Here is a 21212-nt window from a genome sequence, read left to right on the forward strand (position 1 = left end):
GCGAACGTGCGGGGCGAAACGGTGACGAGACGGTGAAAGGGGAGCGGTAGGTGCTGACCGTCGACTTCCGGCGGCTCCCGGTGGGGCCGGGCGTCCGCGTACTGGATCTCGGGTGCGGCGGTGGCCGTCACGCCTTCGAGGTCCTGCGGCGCGGCGCGGACGTGGTCGCCTTCGACCAGGACGCGGACGAGCTGAAGAGCGTGGCGAGCATGTTCGCGGCCATGGAGACGGCCGGGGAGGCGCCGCCGGAGGCCACCGCCGAGACCGTGACCGGTGACGCGCTGGCCATGCCCTTCCCCGACGCGTCGTTCGACCGGGTGATCGCGGCCGAGGTGCTGGAGCACATCCCGGACGACATGGCGGCGATGCGCGAGATCCACCGGGTGCTGAAGCCGGGAGGGCTCGCGGCCGTCACCGTGCCGAGCTTCCTGCCCGAACGCATCTGCTGGGCGCTGTCGGAGGCATACCACACCGCTCCCGGTGGGCATGTGCGCATCTACACGCTCGCCGAGCTGACCGCCAAGCTGAAGGCGACGGGCCTGGTGGTCGGCCCGCACCACCACGCGCACGGGCTGCACTCCCCTTATTGGTGGATCAAGTGCGCGGTGGGCGTGAACGACGACGACCACCCGCTGGCCAAGGCGTACCACGAGCTGCTCGTCTGGGACATCATGAAACGTCCCGCCCTGACCCGGATCGCGGAGTCCGTGCTCAACCCTCTGATCGGGAAGAGCGTGGTCCTCTACGTCCGGAAGCCCGCTTGACCGCGGGCCGGGACCGGGGCGCGGTGCCGGCCGTCCCCGGAGTCTTCACGGCGGAGCAGGTCGTCGCCACCGCGCGCAGCATCGCGGCCGTCCAGGAGCCCGACGGCGGCGTCCCGTGGCCGGAGGGGCACGTCGACGCGTGGAACCACGTCGAGTGCCTGATGGCGATGACGGTGGCGGGCCTCAACGCCGAGGCCAGGAAGGGGTACGACTGGCTGGCGCGCACCCAGCGGCCCGACGGCTCGTGGCCGGCGAAGATGGTGCGCGGCGAGGCCGCCGAGGCGAACGGCGAGAGCAACCACGCCGCGTACGTCGCGGTGGGCGTGTGGCACGACCTGCTGGTCACGGGGGACGAGGACTTCACCCGCGCCATGTGGCCGGTGGTCAGGAGGGCGCTGGACTTCGTCGTCGACCTGCAGACCGCGCGCGGCGAGATCATCTGGGAACGCTCGCCCTCGGGCTTGCCGGCGGCGTACGCGCTGCTGACGGGGTGCTCGTCCATCTACCAGGGGCTGCGGTGCGGCGTGCTGCTCGGCGAGCACCTGGGCGACCCGCACCCGGACTGGGAGCTGGCCGCCGACCGGCTCGGGCACGTGCTGGCCGCGCACCCGGAGGCGTTCGCCGACAAGAGCCGGTTCTCGATGGACTGGTACTACCCGATCCTGGGCGGCGCGGTGCGCGGCGCGGCGGCGCGGGAGCGGCTCGACCGGCAGTGGGAGACGTTCGTCGAGCCGGGCCTCGGCGTGCGCTGTGTGTCGGACCAGCCGTGGGTGACGGGCGCGGAGTCCTGCGAGCTTGCCATGGCGCTGGACGCCACCGGCGACCGGGAGCGCGCGCTGACCGTCTTCGCCGACATGCAGCACATGCGCCACGAGAACGGGTCGTACTGGACCGGCTGGCAGTTCGTGAACAAGGCGTGGTTCCCCAACGAGCAGTCGGCGTACACGGCGGCGGCCGTGATCCTGGCCGCCGACGCGCTGTCGGACACGACGCCGGGCTCGGACCTGTTCCGCCAGGCGGGGCGGTACGCGATCCCCGTCGTGGACCCCGGCTCCTGCGGCTGTTCGCGGGCGTCGAGCCGCACCTGAGCGCCACGGCTTGGGAATATACGTTTTGACTTATATAAGCGGGAAGCTGTAGAAAACAAGGGTGCATGCGTTCGATGTGCTCGGCGACCCGGTGCGGCGCAGGATTCTCGAAGTGCTCGCCGACGGCGAGAAGACCTCCGGCGCCGTCTGCGCGGTCATCCAGGAGGAGTTCAGGATCTCGCAGCCGGCCGTCTCGCAGCATCTCAAGGTGCTGCGGGACAACGGCTTCGCGACCGTACGCCCGGACGGGGTCCGCCGCCTCTACGCGGTGAACTCCGAGCCGCTGCGCGACATCGACGCCTGGCTTGACCGTTTCCGGCGCTTCTGGGCCCCGAAGCTCGACGCGCTGGGAACGGAACTGGCCCGCGGCAAGCGCGAACGCCGGCTGCGCGGTCACGGCGAAGACCCCGAACCAGAGGAATGAACGATGGAAGTCAGCGAGCAGATCAACGCCGTCCAGCGCCACGTCGGCACCCGCACGCTCGAAGCGGGTGAGGCGCGCGTCATGACCGTCAGCCAGGTCTACGCCACCACGGTGGAAGACCTGTGGGACGCCTGCACGAGCGCCGAGCGCATCCCGCGCTGGTTCCTGCCCGTCTCCGGCGACCTGCGCCTCGGCGGGCGCTACCAGCTCGAGGGCAACGCGGGCGGCACCATCGAGCGGTGCGACCCGCCGAAGAGCTTCGCCGCCACCTGGGAGTACGGCGGCGGGATGAGCTGGATCGAGGTGACCGTCTCCCCCGAGGGCGACGGCACGCGGTTCGAGCTCCAGCACATCGTGCCCGCGGCCGACGTGGACGAGCACTGGGACACGTTCGGGCCGGGCGCGGTCGGCATCGGCTGGGACATGGGGCTCCTGGGCCTGGCCTCCCACCTCGGCTCCGGCGAGGGCGTCACGCCCGAGGGCGCCGCCGCGTGGATGGCCTCCGACGAGGGCAGACTGTTCGTGACGCTGAGCAGCGCAGGCTGGCGCGACGCCGACATCGCCGGCGGCCAGGACGAGGCGACGGCCACCGCCGCCGCCGAGCGCGTCGCGGCCGCGTACACCGCTCCCCCTGAGGCGGCGCCCGAAGCCTGAGGGCTCCCGCTTCCCCGGCGCACGCGGCGCGGATCAGCGCCTGGGCGGGCCCGGCGGTCGATCAGGTGACGTCGGCGTCGTGCACGAGCAGCGCGATCTGAACCCGGTTGTTCAGCGCGAGCTTGGTCAGCACCCGCGAGACATGCGCCATGACGGTCGGCACGGTCATGCGCAGCTCGGCCCCGATCTCGGCGTTCGAGCACCCCCGGCCGAGGGCCATCGCCACCTCCCGCTCCCGGCCGGTGAGCAGGCCCAGCCGAGACCGCGCATGGTCGCGCCGGGAGGCGGCCGCGGGATCGGCGACGTGCTGGATCAACTGCCGGGTGACCGACGGCGAGAGCATGGCCTCGCCGGCCGCCACCGTGCGTATCGCCCGCATGATGTCGCGCGGCGGAGTGTCCTTGAGGAGGAAGCCGCTGGCCCCGGCCCGCAGGGCGCGCAGCACATGGTCGTCGGCGTCGAACGTCGTCAGGACGATCACATGCGGCGGCCTCGCCCGGGACCGCAACCGCTCGGTCGCGACCAGCCCGTCCACCCGCGGCATCCGGATGTCCATGAGGACGACGTCCGGCCAGTGGGCGTCGGCCAGCGCGTCCGCCTCGGCGCCGTCCCCGGCCTCGGCGACCACCTCGATGTCGGGCGCGGCGGCCAGCAGCATCACCAGGCCCGCCCGGACCAGCGGGTCGTCGTCCACGATGGCCAGCCGGATCGGCGCCGGGCCTTCACCCTCGCCGGTCAGCACGGCGGCTCCGTCCGCCTGATCGGCATGGCCGTACGGAAACAAGACCGGGGCCGGCGGGCGCGGACACGGGAGCGACGCTGGGCGCGGCTCAGGCGGGCCACGGCATCCACGCCTCGAGCCGGAAGCCGCGGCCGTCAGGTTCGGCCCCGTGGTGCAGGCGGCCGCCCGCGAGCGTAACGCGCTCGCGCAGGCCGACGAGCCCCATGCCCGCGCCGGGCACCCCCTCCGGCGGGGGCGTGATCGGGAGCGGGTTGGTGACGCGCACGCGCAGCCCCTCGCCGCGGGCGCCGTCCACGAGCACGTCGACCGCCGCGCCGGGCGCGTGCTTGCGCGCGTTCGTGAGCCCCTCCTGCACGAGCCGGTACGCCGTACGGCCGACGGCGGACGGCAGCCCGTCCGCAGCGCCGGCCGGGCACGCGTACGCGACCCGGGTGCCGGCCGCGCGGGCGCTTTCCACCAGTTCCGGCACGTCGGGCAGGCCGGGTTGCGGGCGCTCGGGCGGCCCGGAGACGCCCACGCGCAGAACCCCGATCACCGCGCGCAGTTCCTGCAGCGCGTCGTGCGCGTTGGCGCGGATCACCCCCGCCGCGGTCGCCACCTCCTCCCGCCGCGCGTCCATGCGCACCTCCAGTGCCCCCGCGTGCAGACTGACCAGGGACAGGCGGTGGGCGAGGACATCGTGCATCTCCCGCGCGATGCGCGTCCGCTCCGTCAGCCGCGCCTGCTCGACACGCAGGTGCTGCTCGGCCTCCAGGCGGGCCGCGCGCTCGCGCAGGGAGGCGACCAGCTGACGCTGCGCCCGGGCGAACATCCCCCACCCCACCGCGGCCGCCAAGATCCCCCCACGCACCGCGAAGTCCACCCAGACCGGGAACTTCGGGTCATCCTGGAGCATGAAGTAGACGGTGACCATGGCGACGTTCGTGACGGCGAGCACCAGCGCGACCAGGGCGCGGCGGTGCACGGCGACCGTGAACACCGCGACGGCGAGCGCCGCCGTCGTCATCGCCGAGACCGCACCGACGAGCGTGAGCGCCACGGCCAGCCCCAGCGGCCACCGGTGGCGCCACCACAGGCTCAGGCAGCACAGCGTGCCCATCGCGGCGTCGACCTGCCATGTCGGGGTCGGCGAGGGATCCGCGGACGCGTCCCCGACCCGCAGCAACAGCGTCCCGAAGGCAAAGGACAGCACGACGCATGTCACGTCGCCCGCTCGCGCCGCGCATCCGTCCCGGCCGAGCGTCGGCACAGACTCGGGGGGCGGATCGATCCGGGCGTCCGGTAGGGCGGGACCGGCCTGGCTGGACATGATCTCAGGGTACGTGCCGCGCCCTGTGACGGGCAGCGCCCGAAGTCACGCCCGGTGCCGACCAAAGTCGGGGGTGGCCGGGCGCCCGGCCTCTCCCTTCGGCCCGGAACCGGCTGACCGGGGAACGATGCCCCGGGGACGGTCCAGCGCGCAGCCTGGTCGCATGATCGAGGTCAACCATCTGTCCAAGCGGTACGGCGACCAGATCGCCGTGGACGCCGTGTCGTTCCGATGCGAGCCGGGGACGATCACCGGATTCCTCGGGCCCAACGGCGCCGGCAAATCCACTACTTTGCGCATGATCTGCGGGCTGACCCCGCCGACGTCCGGCGAGGCCCTCGTCTGCGGTGTGCCCTACCGGTCCCTGCCCGTACCCGGCCGCCGGGTCGGTGTCCTGCTCGACGCCTCCGCCCAGCACGCCGGGCGGACCGGCCGCGAGGTGCTCGCCCTGTCGGCCCAGGTGCTGGGCGTCGCCGGCGCCCGTGTCGAGGAGCTGCTCGACCTCGTCGGGCTGGCCGGCCCGGCCGCGCGCAAGCGGGTCCGCGGGTTCTCGCTCGGTATGCGCCAGCGTCTCGGCATCGCGCACGCGCTGCTCGGCGAGCCCGAGGTGCTGATCCTCGACGAGCCGGCCAACGGCCTGGACCCGGAGGGCATCCGGTGGATGCGCCACCTGCTGCGCGAGCACGCCGCCCGAGGCGGGACCGTCCTGCTGTCCTCCCACCTGCTGCACGAGATCGAGCGGACCGCGGACCGGCTCGTCGTGATCGCCGGCGGGCGTGTCGTGGGCCGGGGCGGCCGGGACGAGATCCTGGCGGGCGGCGGCGACCTGGAGGAGGAGTTCCTGCGCCTCACCGGGCGGCGGCACGTCATCGAGGAGGTCGAGCAGTGAGCGGCACCGCGTCAATTGGAGCCGATCGCCCCGCGCGCCGGCCCGCCACCGGGCCTTCGCCGATGCGCCTGACCCTCGTCGAACTCCGCAAGGCGGCCGACACGCGGGCCGGATTCCGGCTGATCGTCGCGGTCGCCGTCCTCACGCTCGCCGTCGTCGCGGCGCGGCTCGCCTTCGGAGAGGCCAGGACGCTGGGGTCGCTGGCCGGGGACGCGCAGTTGCCGGCCTCGGTGCTGCTGCCCGTGCTCGGCGTGCTGTCGGTGACGAGCGAGTGGTCGCAGCGAACGGCGCTGAGCACGTTCATCCTCGTCCCCGCCCGAGGCCGGGTCGTCGCGGCGAAGATCCTCGCCGCGTGCCTGCTCGCCACGGGCGCGACGGCGGTCGGCCTGGCGACGGGGGTCGCGGGGTTCGCGGTCGGCGGGATCCTGGACCGGACGACCGGCGGATGGGACCTGTCCGGCGCCGTCGTCGCCCAACTCTTGCTGGTCGACTGCGTGACCATGCTGTGCGGCACGGCGTTCGGCCTGCTGCTCCTGAACTCGGCCCCGGCGATCGTGACCTTCTACGCGCTTCCCATCGCGTGGACCCTCGCCGCTGGGCTCCTGCCCGGGCTTGACACGGCGGCCCAGTGGCTCGATATCGGACGGGCACGCGTCCCTCTGGCCGAGCCGGGCGTCACCGGGCAGGAGTGGGCGAGGTTCGTCACCTCGTGCCTGCTCTGGGTGGCCCTGCCGGCCGCCCTGGGGTTGCTGCGCATACACCGTACGGAGATCAGCTGAGCATCGAGGACTCGTCGGGTCGGTGGTCGGGTCAGGGGGTGGCGATGCGTTCGAGGACTCTCAGGGAGCCTTCGGTTCTCGTCTCCTTGTACTGGCCGGTGGCGAGGGCGCGCTGGAAGACGCGGTACGGGGCCTGGCCGCCGGTCTTGGGATCGGGGTAGACGTCGTGGAAGACGAGGGCGCCGCCCGGGATGACGTGGTGGGCCCAGCCCTCGTAGTCCTTGGTGACGGGGTCCTCGGAGTGGCCGCCGTCGATGAACAGCATCGCGAGCGGCGTGTGCCAGTAGCGGGCGACGGTCTCCGAGCTGCCGACGATGGCGATCACCTGGTCTTCCAGCCCGGCCGACGCGATGGCGGTGCGGAAGAACGGCAAGGAGTCCATCTTGCCGAAGCGCGGGTCCATGAGAGAGGGGTCGTGGTGGGCCCAGCCGGGCTGGATCTCCTCCGAGCCACGGTGGTGGTCGACGGTGAAGAGGACCGTGCCGGTCTCGCGGGCGGCGGCCCCGAGGTAGATCGCGGACTTCCCGCAGTAGGTGCCGATCTCGCAGATCGGACCGAGCGGGCCGTACACGCACGCGGTCTGGAAGAGCGCCAGCCCTTCGTTCCCGGGCATGAAGCCCTTGGCACGCTCGGCCGCGTGACGCAGGTCCGCCGGGAAGGACATGTCAGTCATGATTTTTCCCTTGTGTACGGCAACGCTGCTGCACCCTATCTACAACGCGCGAACGCCCCGATGCGTGCCCCCACCCTTGATCCAAAGGGTCTGGAACAATATTCCAAACCTTCTTGCCGCCCCTGGTGGAACATGTTCTACTTTGCTGCGTGAACCAGCGCGCGCGCATCGCGATGTCGGAGGACGAGGTGACGGCCTTCCTCGCCGAGTCTCGCAAGCTCCAGCTGGGCACGATCAACCCCGACGGAACCCCCCACCTGGTGACGATGTTCTACGGCCTCCTCGACGGCCGCATCGCCTTCTGGACGTACGCCAAGGCCCAGAAACGGCTCAACATCGAACGCGACCCCCGCGTGAGCTGCCTGGTCGAGGTCGGCGACGACTACTTCGGCCTGCGCGGCGTGCTGGTGTACGGCACCGCGCGGCTGATGGACGAGCGTGAGGCCGTCCTGTCGGTGGGGATGACCGTCACCCGGCGCATGACCGGCCTGGCCGAGGACGAGGTCACGGAGGACATCCGCGCGTACGTCGAGCACACGGGCCGCAAGCGCGTCGCCTACGTCGTCGAGCCCGGGCGCGTGGTCTCCTGGGATCATCGTAAGCTCGCCACCGGCGCGACGGCCTAGACCCGCGCCGACAGCGCAGAACCACCGCGAGGAGGGCTCCGATGAAGATCAAGGTGAACTACGACGTCTGCGAGGCCAACGCCGTCTGCATGGGCCTGGCCCCGGACGTCTTCGAGGTGGACGACGAGGACAACCTGCACGTCCTGCTCCCCGAGCCGCCGCCCGAGGCGCTCGACCGCGTCCGCCACGCCATCCGTTCCTGCCCCAAGGCCGCGCTCTCCCTGCAAGGAGAGTGAGCCGCTTTCAATAGCCCCGAGGACCGCACCAAAGGACCGCACCCAAGGACAAGGAGGTCTGCCCGATGCGAGCCGCCCTGCTGCACGCCGTCGGCGACGACAAGCTCGACATCCGCGACGACGTCACCCTCACCCCCGTGGGCCCGTCGGACGTCCGCGTGAAGATCAAGGCGACCGGCGTCTGCCACTCCGACCTGTCGGTGATGTCGGGCGTGCTGCCCATGCCGTTGCCGGTGGTGCCGGGGCACGAGGGCGCGGGCGAGGTGGTGGAGGTCGGCGACCACGTCACCACGGTGAAGCCGGGCGACCACGTGATCGTGAACTGGACGCCCGCGTGCGACGCGTGCCCGAGCTGCTCCGCCGGCCAGCCGTACCTGTGCACGACCTACCTGGTGCAGAGCTTCTCGCTGGCCCGGTTCCGGTTCGGCGGCGACACCCCGGCGTTCGGCATGACCGGCTGCGGCACCTGGGCCGAGGAGATCGTGGTGCCCTGGCAGGGGGCGATCAAGGTCGACTCCGACGTGCCGTTCGAGGTCGCGGCGCTGATCGGCTGCGGCATCACGACCGGCGTCGGGGCGGTGATCAACACGGCGAAGGTCAGGCCCGGCACCACCGTGGCGGTGATCGGCTGCGGCGGGGTGGGGCTGTCGGTGATCCAGGGCGCGCGGGTGTCGGGGGCCACGAAGATCCTCGCGGTCGACCCGCTGACGTCCAAGCAGGAGCTGGCCAGGAAGGTCGGCGCCACCGACGCCTGCGCTCCGGACCAGCTCACGGAGGCGATCGGCGCGCTGACGGGCGGCCGGGGGTTCGACTACGGGTTCGAGGTCGTCGGCAGGTCCGCGACCATCATGTCCGCCTGGCAGGCGACCCGGCGCGGCGGCGACGTGATCGTGGTGGGCGCCGGGGCGATGGACGACATGGTGCCGCTGTCGGCGTTCAACCTGCTCTTCGAGGGCAAGAACCTGCTCAGCTCGCTGTACGGCGGCAGCGACGTCCGGCGTGACTTCCCGTTCCTGGCGAACCTGTGGAAGGCGGGGAAGCTCGACCTGGAGAGCATGATCAGCTCGCGCATCCGGCTCGCCGACCTCAACGACGCCGTCGCGGCCCTGCGGGGCGGCGAGGTGCTGCGGCAGGTCGTCCTCTTCGACTGAGCCTTCCATGAGCCCGCACAGGCGTGCGGCTCCCCGGGCCGGTGGTGCGGCCCGGGGAGCCCGCGGTCACGCTGGGGAGGACCCCCGGGGAGTCACTCCGAGGAGAACGCGGCGTCGAACGCGGCGGTCGGCGGCGTGATCTTGTTGAGGCCCCTGACGAAGCTCAGGGCCTCGGGCGCGCCGTCGAGCCGGTCCATGCCGGCGTCCTCCCACTCGATCGAGATGGGGCCCTCGTAGCCGATGGAGTTGAGGGCACGGAAGCAGTCCTCCCAGGGCACGTCGCCCCGGCCGGTGGAGACGAAGTCCCAGCCGCGGCGCAGGTCGGCCCAGGCCAGGTGCGACGACAGCCGGCCCTTGCGGCCGTCGCCGGTGCGGACCTTGGCGTCCTTGCAGTCCACGTGGTAGATGCGGTCGGCGAAGTCGAGGATGAACCCGACCGGGTCGAGCTCCTGCCACACCATGTGGGACGGGTCCCAGTTCAGGCCGAACGCGGGACGGTGGCCGATGGCCTCCAGCGTGCGCACCGTGGTGTGGTAGTCGTAGGCGATCTCGCTCGGGTGCACCTCGTGGGCGAAGCGCACGCCGACCTCGTCGTACACGTCGAGGATCGGGTTCCACCGGTCGGCGAAGTCCTGGTAGCCGGCGTCGATCATCGCCGGGGAGACCGGCGGGAACATCGCGACGGTCTTCCAGATGGACGACCCGGTGAAGCCGACCACCGTGTCGACGCCGAGCTTGGCGGCCGCGCGGGCGGTGTCCTTCATCTCCTCGGCGGCGGCCCGGCGGACCTCCTCGGGGTCGCCCGAGCCCCAGATGCGGGCCGGCAGGATGCCCTTGTGCCGCTCGTCGATGGGGCTGTCGCAGACCGCCTGCCCGACGAGGTGGTTGGAGATCGTCCAGACCTTCAGCCCGTGCTTCTCCAGGACCTCCAGCTTGCGCGGGATGTAGGAGTCGTCCGCCAGGGCCTTGTCGACCTCGAAGTGGTCACCCCAGCAGGCGATCTCCAGGCCGTCGTAGCCCCACTCGCCGGCCAGGCGGCACACCTCTTCGAACGGCAGGTCGGCCCACTGGCCGGTGAACAGCGTGATCGGTCGCGTCATGACCCCTCTCCTTCTCTGCTCTCTACTTCTCTGCGTGTCGTCTGCATGGCCACATCCGCGTGGCCAAGTCTGCGTGGCCGGGCTCACATGGGAGATCCGGGCGGGCGGCCCGCGCCGTGGGCCGCCCGCCCGGATCGGTCGGTGCGGGTCACTGGGGGACGGGCGTCCAGCGGCTCTCGTTCGCCGCGCTCTGCTCGACCGCGCTGAGGACCTGCTGCACGCGCAGCCCGTCGGCGAACGACGGCTCGGGGTCGGTGCCGTTGCCGATCGCCTCCAGGAAGTCCTTCACCTCGTGGCTGAAGGTGTGCTCGTACCCGAGCCCGTGCCCCGGCGGCCACCACGCCCCCGCGTACGGGTGCCCCGACTCGGTGACGTAGATGCGCCGGAACCCGGCCTCCTCGGCGGGCAGGGTGTGGTCGTGGAACCACAGCTCGTTCATGGCCTCGAAGTCGAACGACAGGCTGCCGAGCGAGCCGTTGACCTCGATGCGCATGGCGTTCTTGCGGCCGGTGGCGAAGCGGGTCGCCTCGAAGGACGCGAGGCCGCCGCCGGAGAGCCGGCCGATGAACACCGCCGCGTCGTCCACGGTGACGGTGCCCGTGTCGCCCGCCTCGCCGGCGCCGGCGGCCAGCCCCGCGGACTCCTCGGCCAGGGGCCGCTCGCCGATGAACGTCGCGGTGAGGGCGGACACGCCGGTCAGCTTCTGGCCGGTGACGAACTGGGCGGTGTCGACGATGTGCGAGCCGATGTCGCCGAGCGCGCCGGAGCCGGCCTTGTCGCGCTGGAGCCGCCAGACCAGGGGGAACTCGGGGTCGACGATCCAGTCCTGCAGGTACTGCGCGCGCACGTGCCGGATCTCGCCCAGGCGGCCCTCGGCCACGAACCGCCGCGCGAGCGCGACCGCGGGGACGCGCCGGTAGTTGAACGCGACCATGCTGCGCACGCCGCGCTCGGCGGCGCGCTCGGCCGCCGCCGCCATGGCCTCGGCCTCGGCGACGGTGTTGGCCAGCGGCTTCTCGCACAGGACGTGCTTGCCCGCCTCCAGGGCGGCGATGGCGATCTCGGCGTGAGAGTCACCGGGCGTGCACACGTCGACGATGTCGACGTCGTCCCGCTTGATCAGTTCCTTCCAGTCGTTCTCGACCGCGGCCCAGCCGAGCTGGGCCGCGGCGGCGGCGGTGCGGTCCTCGGACCTGCCGGACAGCACCGCCATGACCGGCGCGACCGGCAGGTCGAAGAACGCGCCGACGCTGCGCCACGCCTGGGAGTGCACGCGCCCCATGAACGCGTACCCGACCATGCCGACCCCGAGCGCCGGCCTGTTGTCACTCACGTAAAACCCCCGAGACTAGGATTCGAAGCCGAGCGGCAGGTACTTGGCCGCGTTCTCCTTGGTGATGGTCTCCGACGCCAGCGTGATCGACTGCGGCACCTGCTGCTCGACCAGGTCGCTGAGACCCTTGCCCTGGGCGATGAGCCGGGCGAGCTTGATCGCCGAGCCGGCCATCGTCGGGCTGTAGGTCACGGTGGCCTTCAGCACGCCGCTGTCGGCCTGGATGTCGCGCATCGCGTTCGCCGAGCCGGCGCCGCCGACCATGAAGAACTCGCTGCGGTTGGCCTCCTTGATGGCCGCGAGCACGCCGATGCCCTGGTCGTCGTCGTGGTTCCAGATGGCGTCGATCTTCTTGTGCGCCTGGAGCAGGTTGCTCGCCACCTGGGTGCCGGACTCGACGGTGAACTTCGCGTCCTGCTGCGCGGTGACGCTGAAGCCGTAGGTCTTCAGCGCGTCGGCGAAGCCCTTGCTGCGGTCCTGGGTGAGCGGCAGGGTCGCGATGCCCTGGATCTCCAGGATCACCGGGTTGGAGACGCCCTTGTCCTTCAGCGTCTTGCCGATGTAGTTGCCCGCGGCCACGCCCATACCGTAGTTGTCGCCGCCGACCCACGTCCGGTAGGACAGCTTGTCGGGGAAGACGCGGTCGAGGTTGATCACCGGGATGCCGGCGTCCATCGCCTTGCGGGCGACCTGGTTGAGCTGCTCACCGTCGTTGGGCAGGATCACCAGGGCGTTGACCTTGGCCGCGATCAGCGACTCCACGGCCGTGATCTGCTGGTTGATGTCGTTGGTCGGCTCGACCGGCTTGAACTCGACATCGCTGTACTGCTTGGCCTGGTCGGCGGCGTTCTTGGCGATGGCGGCGATCCAGCCGTGGTCGGCGGCCGGGGCGGAGAAGCCGATGACGACCTTGGTGCCCGGCTCGTCGTTACCCGTGCCGGCGGAGGCCGCCTGCGGGGCGGCCGTGGTGGGGGCTGCGGCGGGCTCGTTGCTCGTGCAGGCGCTCACGAGGGCCCCTGCGCCGACGACGGCTCCGCTGACGAGGAATCCTCGCCTGCCGACGCGCTTTTCCATTGAAATATCTCCTTCTGTGGGGTTACCGGGCCTCGCCACGGGTGGATCCGGTTTATTCAGGTGATCAGGGCTTGCGGACGTGGGCGGATCCGCGTGTTCCGCGGGTTTCCGTGAGGGTTCGCCGTTCTTGCGGGCACGGCGAACCGGCCGCGGGTCCCCGGGTGGTCGGCCCCGGGACGCGGATCCCGCCCGCGCGCCCTAGGTTCGCGATTCCAGGCTTCTGCGCTGCAGGAGGACGGCGATCACGATGATCAGCCCCTTGGCGATGAGCTGGTCACTGGTGTTGAGGCCGTTGAGGATGAACAGGTCGGTGATGACCGTGAAGATCAGAAGCCCGAGGATCGAGCCGATGATGGTTCCCCGGCCACCGGTGAGGAGGGTGCCCCCGATGATCACGGCGGCGATCGCGTCCAGTTCGTACAGATCGCCGTGGGTGCTGGAGCCCGTGGTGGTGCGGGCCATGATGAGGACGGCGGCGATGCCGCAGCAGAGGCCGGACAGCGCGTACAGCAGCAGGGTGTGGCGCCGTACGTTGATGCCGGCGAGCCGGGCGGCCTCAGGGTTGCCGCCGACCGCGTAGGTGCGACGTCCGAAGGTCGTGCGGTTGAGCACGATCCATCCGACGATCACCACGAGCGCGAAGATGTAGACCAGCAGCGGCAGGCCGAAGACCCGCGTGGTCGACAGTTCCACGATCGCGTTGTTGTCCGGCCGGACCAGCTGGGTCCTGCGGTCGGACATGCGCTGGGCGAGGCCCCGGGCTGCGACGAGCATCGCCAGGGTGGCGATGAACGGCACCATGCGCCCGTAGGAGATGAGGAAGCCGTTGACGAGCCCGGCGCCCGTGCCGACCACGATGGCGCAGATGACCATCACGACCGGCCCGTAGGACTGGGTGGCCAGCGTGGTCGCCCACACCGAGGCCAGGGCCATGATGGCGCCCACCGACAGGTCGATGCCGCCGCCGATGATGACGAAGGTGGCGCCGACCGTGATGACGCCGATCGTCGCGGCCAGGGCCAGGATGTTGACGAGGTTGGACGAGGTGGCGAAGGTGTCGGGCACGGTGACCAGGCCGACGATGGCCAGCAGCACCAGCGCCACGACGAGGCCGAGGTGGCGGGCCTGGCCCACCCTGCTCATCACGCCCGGCCCGCGGGCGGCACCCGCCTGGCCTTCGGTGCGTGCGTGCTGGTCGGCCGGTGGGGGCGTGCTCGAGGTGCCGCCGCCCGAGGCGCGTGCGTTCGTCACAGCGCGCTCCCTTCCATGATCATGTCTAGTACGCGTGGTTCGTCGAGTTCGCGGGCGTCGGACTCGTGGATGACCTTGCCCTCGCGGAGCACCAGCACCCGGTCGGCCAGCCCGAGCACCTCGGGGACCTCACTGGACACCAGCAGCACGCCCACGCCCTCGTCCGCCAGACGCCGGATCACGGCGTACAGCTCGGCCCGGGCGCCGACGTCGACGCCCCGGGTCGGCTCGTCCAGGAGGAGCAGTTTGCGCCCCTCTACGAGCCATCGGGCGAAAACGGCCTTCTGCTGGTTGCCGCCCGAGAGGGTTCTGACCGGTTTGTGCGGGTCGCCCGGCCGGATGTCGAGCGCCTGGACCAGCCGTGCGGCCTCGGCGCTCTCGTCCTTGCGGTCGACCCAGCCCAACTTGGCGTACTTGGTGAGACCGGCGATCGTGATGTTGCGCGCGACGGTCTCGTTCATCAGCAGGGCCTGGGACTTGCGCTCCTCGGGAGCCAGGCCCATGCCCATCTGGACGGCTTTGGACGTGCTGCCCGCGGGCACGCGGTCCCCTTCGAGCACGACCGTGCCCGTGGACGCGCGGCGCGCGCCGTAGATGGTCTCGACGATCTCCGACCGTCCCGAGCCGACCAGGCCGGCCAGGCCGACGATCTCGCCCTGCCTGATGGTGAGCGAGACGTCGGCGAAGCGGCCGGGCAGCGTGAGGTTCTCGACCTTCAGCACCTCGGGCTTGCCGTCGTGGGACCCGGGCTCCGGGCGCGGCGGGAAGACGTACTCGACGTCCCTGCCGGTCATCAGCGAGACGATGGAGGAGGTCGAGGTGTCGCGGGCGGGCAGGCCGACGGCGGCCGTCCTGCCGTCCTTGAGCACGGTGACGCGGTCGCCGATCTCGCGGATCTCCTCCAGCCGGTGGGAGATGTACACGACGGCGACGCCCTGCGCGGTCAGCTCTCTGATCACGCGGAACAGGTTCGCGACCTCGTCGTGCGCGAGGGCGGCCGACGGCTCGTCCATGACGATCAGCTTCGCCTCGTGGGACAGCGCGCGGGCCATACTAACGATTTGCTTCCCGGCGGCGGACAGGCGCCCGACCTCCGTGCCGGGACGCATCTCGCCGTGCCCGAGCCGGCCGAGCAGCTCGGCGGCGGCCTTGTTCATCTCGCCCCGGCGGGTGAAGCCGAACGCGGCCTGCTCGTGCCCGAGGAAGACGTTCTCGGCCACCGACAGCCCGTCCACCAGGTCGAGCTCCTGGTAGATGGTCGAGATGCCGGACTTGATGGCCGCGATCGGCCCGGCGAAGCGGACCGGCTCGCCGCCGAACGTCACGGTGCCCTCGTCGGGCTGGTGGGCGCCCGCGAGGATTTTGATCAACGTGGACTTGCCCGCGCCGTTCTGACCGAGCAGGCAGTGCACCTCGCCGGCGCGGACGTCGAGGTCCACGCCGTCGAGGGCGCGTACGCCGGGAAACTGTTTGACGATCCCGCGCATGACCAGCAGGTCGCTCACAGGGCCTCCGGAAGGGGGTCGCATGGGGATGGGGCTGAGGAGATCGGGTGGTTCGGAAGATCCGTGGACGGTCGGCTGAGGAGTCCGCCGTGCGAGCGGATCTTCGTTCCGGGGACGGTCAGGGTTTCCGGAGCCGCGGGCGGGGGCTACGAGGCGGAGAAGACGTGGTCGGTGATGAGCCGGGCGCCGCCGATCACACCGGCGGTGTCCCCCAGCTCGGAAAGGACGATGGGCAGGTTGCCGGTGGCCAGGGGCAGCGACCGGCGGTAGACGACACTCCTGATCTCCGCGAGGAGCACGTGGCCCAGGCGGGCCACCCCTCCCGCGATGATCATGAGACCGGGGTTGAAGAAGCTGACCAGGCCCGCGAGGACCTGCCCCGCCTGGCGCCCGCCGTCGCGGATCAGCCGGATCGCGGCCGGGTCCCCGAGCGCGGCGGCCTCGGCGACGTCCTCGGCGCTGAGGTGCCCGACCTGGGCGAGCCGCTCGGACAGGTACGGCGAGCGGGGGGCGATCCTGACGGCCTCCCGGGCGAGGGCGGCGCCACCGAAGTAGGCCTCCAGACAGCCGGAGTTGCCGCAGGTGCAGGTCGGCCCCTGGTCGTCGACCCGCATGTGGCCGATGTCGCCCGCGCTTCCCGACACGCCCCGGTAGATCTTGCCGTCCACCACGATGCCGCAGCCGATGCCGGTGCCGATCTTGATGAGCAGGAAGTCGTCCACCTGGCGCGCCAGGCCGGCGTGGAGCTCTCCCATGGCCATGAGGTTGACGTCGTTGTCCACCACGGCGGGACAGCCGAGCTCCTGGCTGATCGCCTCCTTCACCGGATACCGGTCCCAGCCGGGCATGATCGGCGGGGCCACGGGAACGCCCTCGCGGAAGCTGACCGGGCCGGGCACGCCGATCCCCGCTCCGTGAAGCTGGGAGAACAGGCCCTGCTCGCGCAGCTTTCCGACCAGATCCACCGCACGGTCGAGCACCACGACCGGTCCCTCGCGCACGTCGCACGGCTCACTGAGGTGGCCGAGGATCTCCAGTTCGCCGTTGGTGACGGCGACGTCCACCGAGGTGGCGCCGATGTCGATGCCGACGAACCGCATGTGCGGCGACAGCCGGACCATCCCGGACCGCCTGCCTCCACGGGAGGCGGCCAGCCCGGCCTGCTCGACCAGCCCCATCTCGATGAGACGGTCGAGCTCGAGGTTCAGCTTGGAACGCGACAGCTCGATGTCGTCACCGAGCTCCGCGCGGGAACGGCCACCGTCGCGCAGGAGACGCAGCAGCGCCGCCTGGTGGACGTTCTCTGGCCGTACGGGGATGCGTTTCACATGGCCTCCGGTATCGGAGTGATGTGAGGCAGAAGTTAGTTCACTTCCGCTACCCGCGTGAAGCCCTTTTTGGTGACGATTCAGAACTTTTGTTGTTATCGGCGAAAGCTGGGGGGCTTTCGCCGTCAGAGCATCGCCTTCAGCGACGCGCCCGCCTGCTCCCCCAGCGTGGTCGGCCGGAGGTACGGCTGCTCGGCCAGGATGGCCTCCCAATTGTCGCGGATGGCCTCGGCGGTGAGGTCGTCGGCCCGCCAGCCCGGCCCCTCGGCCACGAACACGCGGGCGACGCGCCCGGCGCCCACGCTGAACACCTCGCCGCTGGTCTCGCAGCTCTCGTGCGCCAGGAAGACGACCAGCGGGCTGACCTTCTCGGGGCCGAACCTCTGCTCGAACTCGGCGGGCAGCAGCGTCTCGGTCATCCGCGTCCAGGCGATCGGCGCGATGGCGTTGGCCTTGATGCCCGCGCGGGCGCCCTCGATGCCGAGCGTCTTGGTCAGGCCGACCAGGCCCATCTTGGCGGTGGAGTAGTTGGCCTGGCCGAAGTTGCCGAACAGGCCCGCGGGCGAGGAGGTGTTCACGATGCGCCCGTAGCCCTGCTCCTTCATGTGCGGGAACGCGGCGCGGCTGACCAGGAACGAGCCCCGGACGTGCACAGCGAGCACGGCGTCGAACTCCTCGACCGTCATCTTGCCGAACGACCGGTCGCGCAGGATGCCGGCGTTGTTGACCACGATGTCCACCCGGCCGAAGGCGTCCAGGGCGGCCCTGACGACGGCCTCGGCCCCCTCCGGCGTCGCGATGTCGTCGGCGCCGGCGACCGCCTCGCCGCCGTCCTTGGCGATCAGCTCGGCCACCTCGGCGGCGGGACCTGCCGAGGCGCCGCTGCCGTCCAGCGCCCCGCCGAGGTCGTTCACGACGACCTTGGCGCCGCGCGCGGCGAGCATGAGCGCGTGCGAGCGGCCGAGACCGTGCCCGGCGCCGGTGACGATCGCGACCTTCCCGTCGAACCTCAGTTCGGACATGCCGCCCACCCTTCGAGGAGTGCTCCGGAGCACTCCGCCGAGCACCCCAGGAGAACAAGCTTCTGGCCAGCACACGATAACCCGCGCCCACCCGCCCCACCCAGCGCCCTCGCCCCGCCTTCCACCAGGAGTGGCCTCGCGTCACGTAGCGGATAGTGATCGGGCAGGTCGAATTCTGCTATAGTTTCTGCCCCCGCAGGTGCCTTGGGTCAATGTGGCCCCTCTTCCCATGGCCCCGTCCGCAACCCCCCTGGCTGGAGGCCTCATGCCCGTACAGCCGCCCCTGCGCGTGATCCAGTGGGCCACCGGCGCCGTCGGCAGTTACGCGCTGCAGAGCGTGATCGCGCGGCCGGAGTTCCGGCTCGCCGGCGTGCTCGTCTACGACCCGGACAAGGTCGGCCTGGACGCCGGGCCGCTCGTGGGCATGCCCGACACCGGCGTCCTGTGCAGCGACGACTTCGACGAGGTGCTCACCACCGAGGCCGACTGCGTGCTGCACATGCCGCTGCCCGCCGCGTACTTCGGCGGCGACTACGCGGCCGACCTGGAGACGGTCTGCGCCATCCTCGCCTCGGGCAAGAACGTCATCACCACCACGGGCTTCATCTACCCGCAGGTGTACGGCCCCGGCGTCGTCGAGCGGCTGGAGACCGCCTGCGAGGCGGGCGGCACCTCGGTGTACGGCACCGGCATCAACCCCGGCTTCATGAGCGACCTGTTACCGCTCGCGCTGAGCGGCCTGTCCACCCGCCTCGACCACATCTACGTCCGCGAGTGCTCCGACTTCGTCGGCCACCCGTCCCGGCAGATCGTGATGGACCTGATCGGCTTCGGCCGCGCGCCGAAGGACTACGCGGTGGCCGTGCGGCCGTTCCGCAACGTGCAGCGGGCGCTGTTCTCCGAGAGCGTCCAGCTCGTCGCGGGCGCGCTCGGCGTCCGGCTGGACGAGGTCGAGGAGACCGACGAGTACGAGCTGGCGGCCGAGGAGTTCGAGATCACCGCCGGCCTGGTGCTGCCCGGCACGGTGTGCGCGTCGCGGTGGATCTTCTCCGGGCTCGTGCGGGGGCGCCCGTTCATGACCGTCGAGTGCGTGTACAAGGCCGACGCCGCCAAGGTGCGCCGCTGGCCCGACCCGGGCTTCGCCATCCACATCGAGGGCCGCCCCGCCATGATGATCAAGATCGACGAGGTCACGCACGGGCTCGCCGGGGCGGCCGCGCACGCCGTCAACTCCATCGCGGCGGTCTGCGCGGCGCCGCCGGGCATCCGCACGCTGCTCGACCTGCCGCTCATCACGGGACGGGGCACCACCAGGCTGGCCTGATCCGCGCCGGCGTCTCGGCGAAGGCCTCCCGGACGAGCGCGGACGCGGTGGTCACCGCAGGTGCGCGACGATGCGCGCCACCCGCGCCCTCTCGGCGGCGGCGATCGTCCGCGCCAGGGCCACGGTGGCGCGGTCCTTCCCCTCGTCCCGGGCCTTCTCGGCCAGGCGCGCGCCGTAGTCGGTGTGCCGGGCCAGGGCCGTCAGCCAGAGCCGGTCGAACTCGGCGCCCGCCTTCCCCGTGAGCAGCAGGATCTGCGCGGGAGACGGCATGCCCGGCATCTGGTGGTCCGGCGGGTTCCGCGCGTCGGGCACGGTGAACCGCCACGCCCGCAGGGAGGCCGCCATCGCGTCGATGCGGGGCGTCTCGTCCGCGGTGATCCGCGCGGCCATGTCCTTCACGAACGGGTCCCGCGCCCGCCCGCCGACGATTCCGGCCAGGGTGAGCGACTGCCGGTAGTGGAGGATCATCTCCCGGCAGAAGAGCACGTCGGTCAGGTTCCACGGGACGTCCGGCGCGTCGTAGGTGGCGGCGACGATGACCGCGCCGCCGGAGGCCGGGGCGCACCCGGCGAGGACGGGCACCGCCAGCGCCAGTCCGCCCACGAGAACACCGGCGACACGGAGCCCGCGCATGTGCTGCCACCTTCTTCCCTGCTCGCCGGCTTCCCGGCTTCCCCGCGACCGCGCCGCGCGCCGCGTACGGCACGGAGGCTTCCGCGCCCACCGTGAGGTACGCGACACCGGCGCGCGGCGTTCAGCCGGGAAGGGCGGCGTTCGGCCGGGATGGCAGGAGAAGGGGTGAACGGTCAGGAATGCGGCGTGAAGCGGCCGAACCGGCCCTGGTGGTAGATGAGGGGACGGCCGGGCGAGCCGATCCGCGTGCCGGTCACCAGACCCACGACCAGGATGTGGTCGCCGATCTCGGCCGTGCTGTGGGGCTCGCAGACCAGGTGCGCGGACACGCCGTCGAGCAGCGGCACCCCGCGCGGCCCCGGCGTCCAGGTGGTCGGCGCGGCGAACCGGTCGACGTTCCTGCGGGCGAAGCGGGACGCGAGGTCGGCCTGGTCGCTGGCGAGGACGTTCACGGCGAAGCCGTCGGCCTGCCGCAGCCAGGGCCAGGTGGTCGAGGACTGGTCGACGTAGAAGGAGACGAGCGGCGGGTTGAGGCTGACGGAGGAGAAGGAGGTCGCGGTCAGGCCGACCGGCACGCCGTCGGTCCACGCGGTCACCACGACGACCCCGGCCGCGTGCACGGCCAGCGCCTCACGGAACCGCTGGTTGTCGACGGCCGCCTCGGCCAGCGTGTCGGTCATACGGTCACGCCTTCCGTCAGCGCGATCTGAGGCGCCACCCGGTCCGCCCACCGGCCCAGCACCTCCTCGGGAGCGGCGATGTCCGATTCGAGCAGGGCCAGCCCGGGGGTCGGCACGGCCGCGCCGAGCTCGACCAGCAGCGGCCGCAGGTGCGTCTCGACAGCCAGGGAGTGCTTGGGGTCGCCCATGACCAGGATCGGCAGCGCCGTCACCCCCGCCAGCGCCTCGGGCTTCAGCCGGTCGAGGAAGACCTTCAGCAGCCCGGTGTAGGTCGCCTTGTAGGTGGGGCTCGCCACCAGCAGCACCTTCGCGGCGACGACGCGCTCCAGCGCCTCGCGCACCTCGGCCGGGGGTTGCGGGTCGAGCAGTCTCGGGGCCAGTCCGGCCAGGTCGATCACGTCACGCTCGCCCACGTATCCGAGCCGCCCGGCGACCAGCTCGGCCGCGTGCTCCGCGACCGTCCGCGTCCGCGACCCCTCCCGGGGATTGCCCACCAACGTCACGAAACTCATCTGTCGCTCACCACTCATCTTCTCCCGGTTCCCGCGACGGCACCGGCCACTCCGGGACGGTGCGGTGTGCTCAGAGCCCTTGTTCAGCGCGCGCGGCGACACTGGGCGCCGGCGA

General features: G+C 71.5%; 23 protein-coding genes. 10 read left to right on the forward strand and 13 right to left on the reverse strand.

Annotation, left to right across the window (positions count from 1 at the left end; translation table 11 throughout):
• Positions 1–50 precede the first annotated feature (50 nt).
• From DQ384_RS07555 to DQ384_RS07570, 4 genes are all read left to right on the forward strand, one after another.
• On the forward strand, positions 51–764 hold the full coding sequence (locus DQ384_RS07555) for a class I SAM-dependent methyltransferase (RefSeq protein ID WP_114027958.1): 714 nt from the start codon (positions 51–53) through the stop codon (positions 762–764).
• Entirely contained in the window at positions 761–1852 is a 1092-nt protein-coding gene (locus DQ384_RS07560) for a prenyltransferase (protein ID WP_245966295.1), read from the forward strand. Before DQ384_RS07555 ends, DQ384_RS07560 begins: the two co-directional genes overlap by 4 nt.
• Before the next feature lie 61 nt (positions 1853–1913).
• Complete coding sequence (locus DQ384_RS07565; protein WP_114027959.1) at positions 1914–2276, forward strand: ArsR/SmtB family transcription factor; 363 nt, start codon at positions 1914–1916, stop codon at positions 2274–2276.
• Between the two features lie 3 nt (positions 2277–2279).
• The gene (locus DQ384_RS07570) at positions 2280–2930 is read left to right on the forward strand and encodes an SRPBCC family protein (RefSeq protein ID WP_114027960.1); all 651 of its coding nucleotides are present in this window, start codon (positions 2280–2282) and stop codon (positions 2928–2930) included.
• Between the two features lie 61 nt (positions 2931–2991).
• Here the strand turns inward: DQ384_RS07570 and DQ384_RS07575 are convergent, their stop codons facing one another.
• Both DQ384_RS07575 and DQ384_RS07580 read right to left on the reverse strand, forming a co-directional pair.
• A complete protein-coding gene (locus DQ384_RS07575; protein ID WP_281274016.1) occupies positions 2992–3672 on the reverse strand; it encodes a response regulator in 681 nt (226 codons plus the stop codon).
• An 88-nt stretch (positions 3673–3760) separates the two neighbouring features.
• Positions 3761–4981 carry a sensor histidine kinase gene (locus tag DQ384_RS07580; RefSeq protein WP_114027962.1) on the reverse strand — a complete coding sequence of 407 codons (1221 nt, stop codon included), beginning with the start codon at positions 4979–4981 and terminating at the stop codon, positions 3761–3763.
• A 163-nt stretch (positions 4982–5144) separates the two neighbouring features.
• Between DQ384_RS07580 and DQ384_RS07585 the strand changes: the two genes are divergently transcribed.
• Entirely contained in the window at positions 5145–5870 is a 726-nt protein-coding gene (locus DQ384_RS07585) for an ABC transporter ATP-binding protein (protein ID WP_114027963.1), read from the forward strand.
• Positions 5871–5932: 62 nt separating this feature from the next.
• On the forward strand, positions 5933–6649 hold the full coding sequence (locus DQ384_RS07590) for an ABC transporter permease (RefSeq protein WP_147268685.1): 717 nt from the start codon (positions 5933–5935) through the stop codon (positions 6647–6649).
• A gap of 31 nt (positions 6650–6680) precedes the next feature.
• On the opposite strand, the gene DQ384_RS07595 is transcribed toward DQ384_RS07590, so the two are convergent.
• Positions 6681–7313 (reverse strand): class I SAM-dependent methyltransferase, encoded by a 633-nt coding sequence (locus DQ384_RS07595; protein WP_425451421.1) that lies wholly within the window; start codon positions 7311–7313, stop codon positions 6681–6683.
• 158 nt (positions 7314–7471) lie between these two features.
• Between DQ384_RS07595 and DQ384_RS07600 the strand changes: the two genes are divergently transcribed.
• From DQ384_RS07600 to DQ384_RS07610, 3 genes are all read left to right on the forward strand, one after another.
• The gene (locus tag DQ384_RS07600) at positions 7472–7948 is read left to right on the forward strand and encodes a pyridoxamine 5'-phosphate oxidase family protein (protein WP_114027966.1); all 477 of its coding nucleotides are present in this window, start codon (positions 7472–7474) and stop codon (positions 7946–7948) included.
• A gap of 41 nt (positions 7949–7989) precedes the next feature.
• Complete coding sequence (locus DQ384_RS07605; protein ID WP_114027967.1) at positions 7990–8184, forward strand: ferredoxin; 195 nt, start codon at positions 7990–7992, stop codon at positions 8182–8184.
• A 65-nt stretch (positions 8185–8249) separates the two neighbouring features.
• A complete protein-coding gene (locus DQ384_RS07610) occupies positions 8250–9335 on the forward strand; it encodes a Zn-dependent alcohol dehydrogenase (RefSeq protein WP_114027968.1) in 1086 nt (361 codons plus the stop codon).
• A gap of 92 nt (positions 9336–9427) precedes the next feature.
• Here the strand turns inward: DQ384_RS07610 and DQ384_RS07615 are convergent, their stop codons facing one another.
• From DQ384_RS07615 to DQ384_RS07645, 7 genes are all read right to left on the reverse strand, one after another.
• Complete coding sequence (locus DQ384_RS07615; RefSeq protein ID WP_114027969.1) at positions 9428–10435, reverse strand: sugar phosphate isomerase/epimerase family protein; 1008 nt, start codon at positions 10433–10435, stop codon at positions 9428–9430.
• A gap of 148 nt (positions 10436–10583) precedes the next feature.
• Entirely contained in the window at positions 10584–11768 is a 1185-nt protein-coding gene (locus DQ384_RS07620; RefSeq protein WP_245966296.1) for a Gfo/Idh/MocA family protein, read from the reverse strand.
• 15 nt (positions 11769–11783) lie between these two features.
• Positions 11784–12842: an ABC transporter substrate-binding protein gene (locus tag DQ384_RS07625; RefSeq protein WP_114027970.1), complete on the reverse strand. Its 1059-nt coding sequence runs from the start codon at positions 12840–12842 to the stop codon at positions 11784–11786.
• A gap of 198 nt (positions 12843–13040) precedes the next feature.
• Positions 13041–14093, reverse strand: coding sequence for an ABC transporter permease (locus DQ384_RS07630; RefSeq protein ID WP_245966297.1), 1053 nt, complete (start codon positions 14091–14093; stop codon positions 13041–13043).
• Positions 14090–15598 (reverse strand): sugar ABC transporter ATP-binding protein, encoded by a 1509-nt coding sequence (locus DQ384_RS07635; protein ID WP_245966298.1) that lies wholly within the window; start codon positions 15596–15598, stop codon positions 14090–14092. Before DQ384_RS07635 ends, DQ384_RS07630 begins: the two co-directional genes overlap by 4 nt.
• Positions 15599–15744: 146 nt before the next feature.
• Positions 15745–16926 (reverse strand): ROK family transcriptional regulator, encoded by a 1182-nt coding sequence (locus tag DQ384_RS07640; RefSeq protein ID WP_220182813.1) that lies wholly within the window; start codon positions 16924–16926, stop codon positions 15745–15747.
• Between the two features lie 125 nt (positions 16927–17051).
• On the reverse strand, positions 17052–17948 hold the full coding sequence (locus DQ384_RS07645; protein ID WP_114028046.1) for an SDR family oxidoreductase: 897 nt from the start codon (positions 17946–17948) through the stop codon (positions 17052–17054).
• 265 nt (positions 17949–18213) lie between these two features.
• Here DQ384_RS07645 and DQ384_RS07650 point away from each other — a divergent pair, with 265 nt between their 5' ends.
• Positions 18214–19272 (forward strand): NAD(P)H-dependent amine dehydrogenase family protein, encoded by a 1059-nt coding sequence (locus DQ384_RS07650; protein ID WP_114027972.1) that lies wholly within the window; start codon positions 18214–18216, stop codon positions 19270–19272.
• Between the two features lie 51 nt (positions 19273–19323).
• Here DQ384_RS07650 and DQ384_RS07655 read toward each other — a convergent pair whose 3' ends face one another.
• The 3 genes from DQ384_RS07655 to DQ384_RS07665 form a co-directional block, all read right to left on the reverse strand.
• Positions 19324–19905 (reverse strand): DUF305 domain-containing protein, encoded by a 582-nt coding sequence (locus DQ384_RS07655; RefSeq protein ID WP_114027973.1) that lies wholly within the window; start codon positions 19903–19905, stop codon positions 19324–19326.
• A gap of 173 nt (positions 19906–20078) precedes the next feature.
• A complete protein-coding gene (locus DQ384_RS07660; RefSeq protein ID WP_114027974.1) occupies positions 20079–20585 on the reverse strand; it encodes a flavin reductase family protein in 507 nt (168 codons plus the stop codon).
• Positions 20582–21097, reverse strand: a complete 516-nt coding sequence (locus tag DQ384_RS07665; protein WP_114027975.1) for an NADPH-dependent FMN reductase — start codon at positions 21095–21097, stop codon at positions 20582–20584. Before DQ384_RS07665 ends, DQ384_RS07660 begins: the two co-directional genes overlap by 4 nt.
• Positions 21098–21212: the final 115 nt, after the last annotated feature.

It is taken from the genome of Sphaerisporangium album, from assembly GCF_003323745.1.
Lineage (GTDB): Bacteria > Actinomycetota > Actinomycetes > Streptosporangiales > Streptosporangiaceae > Sphaerisporangium > Sphaerisporangium album.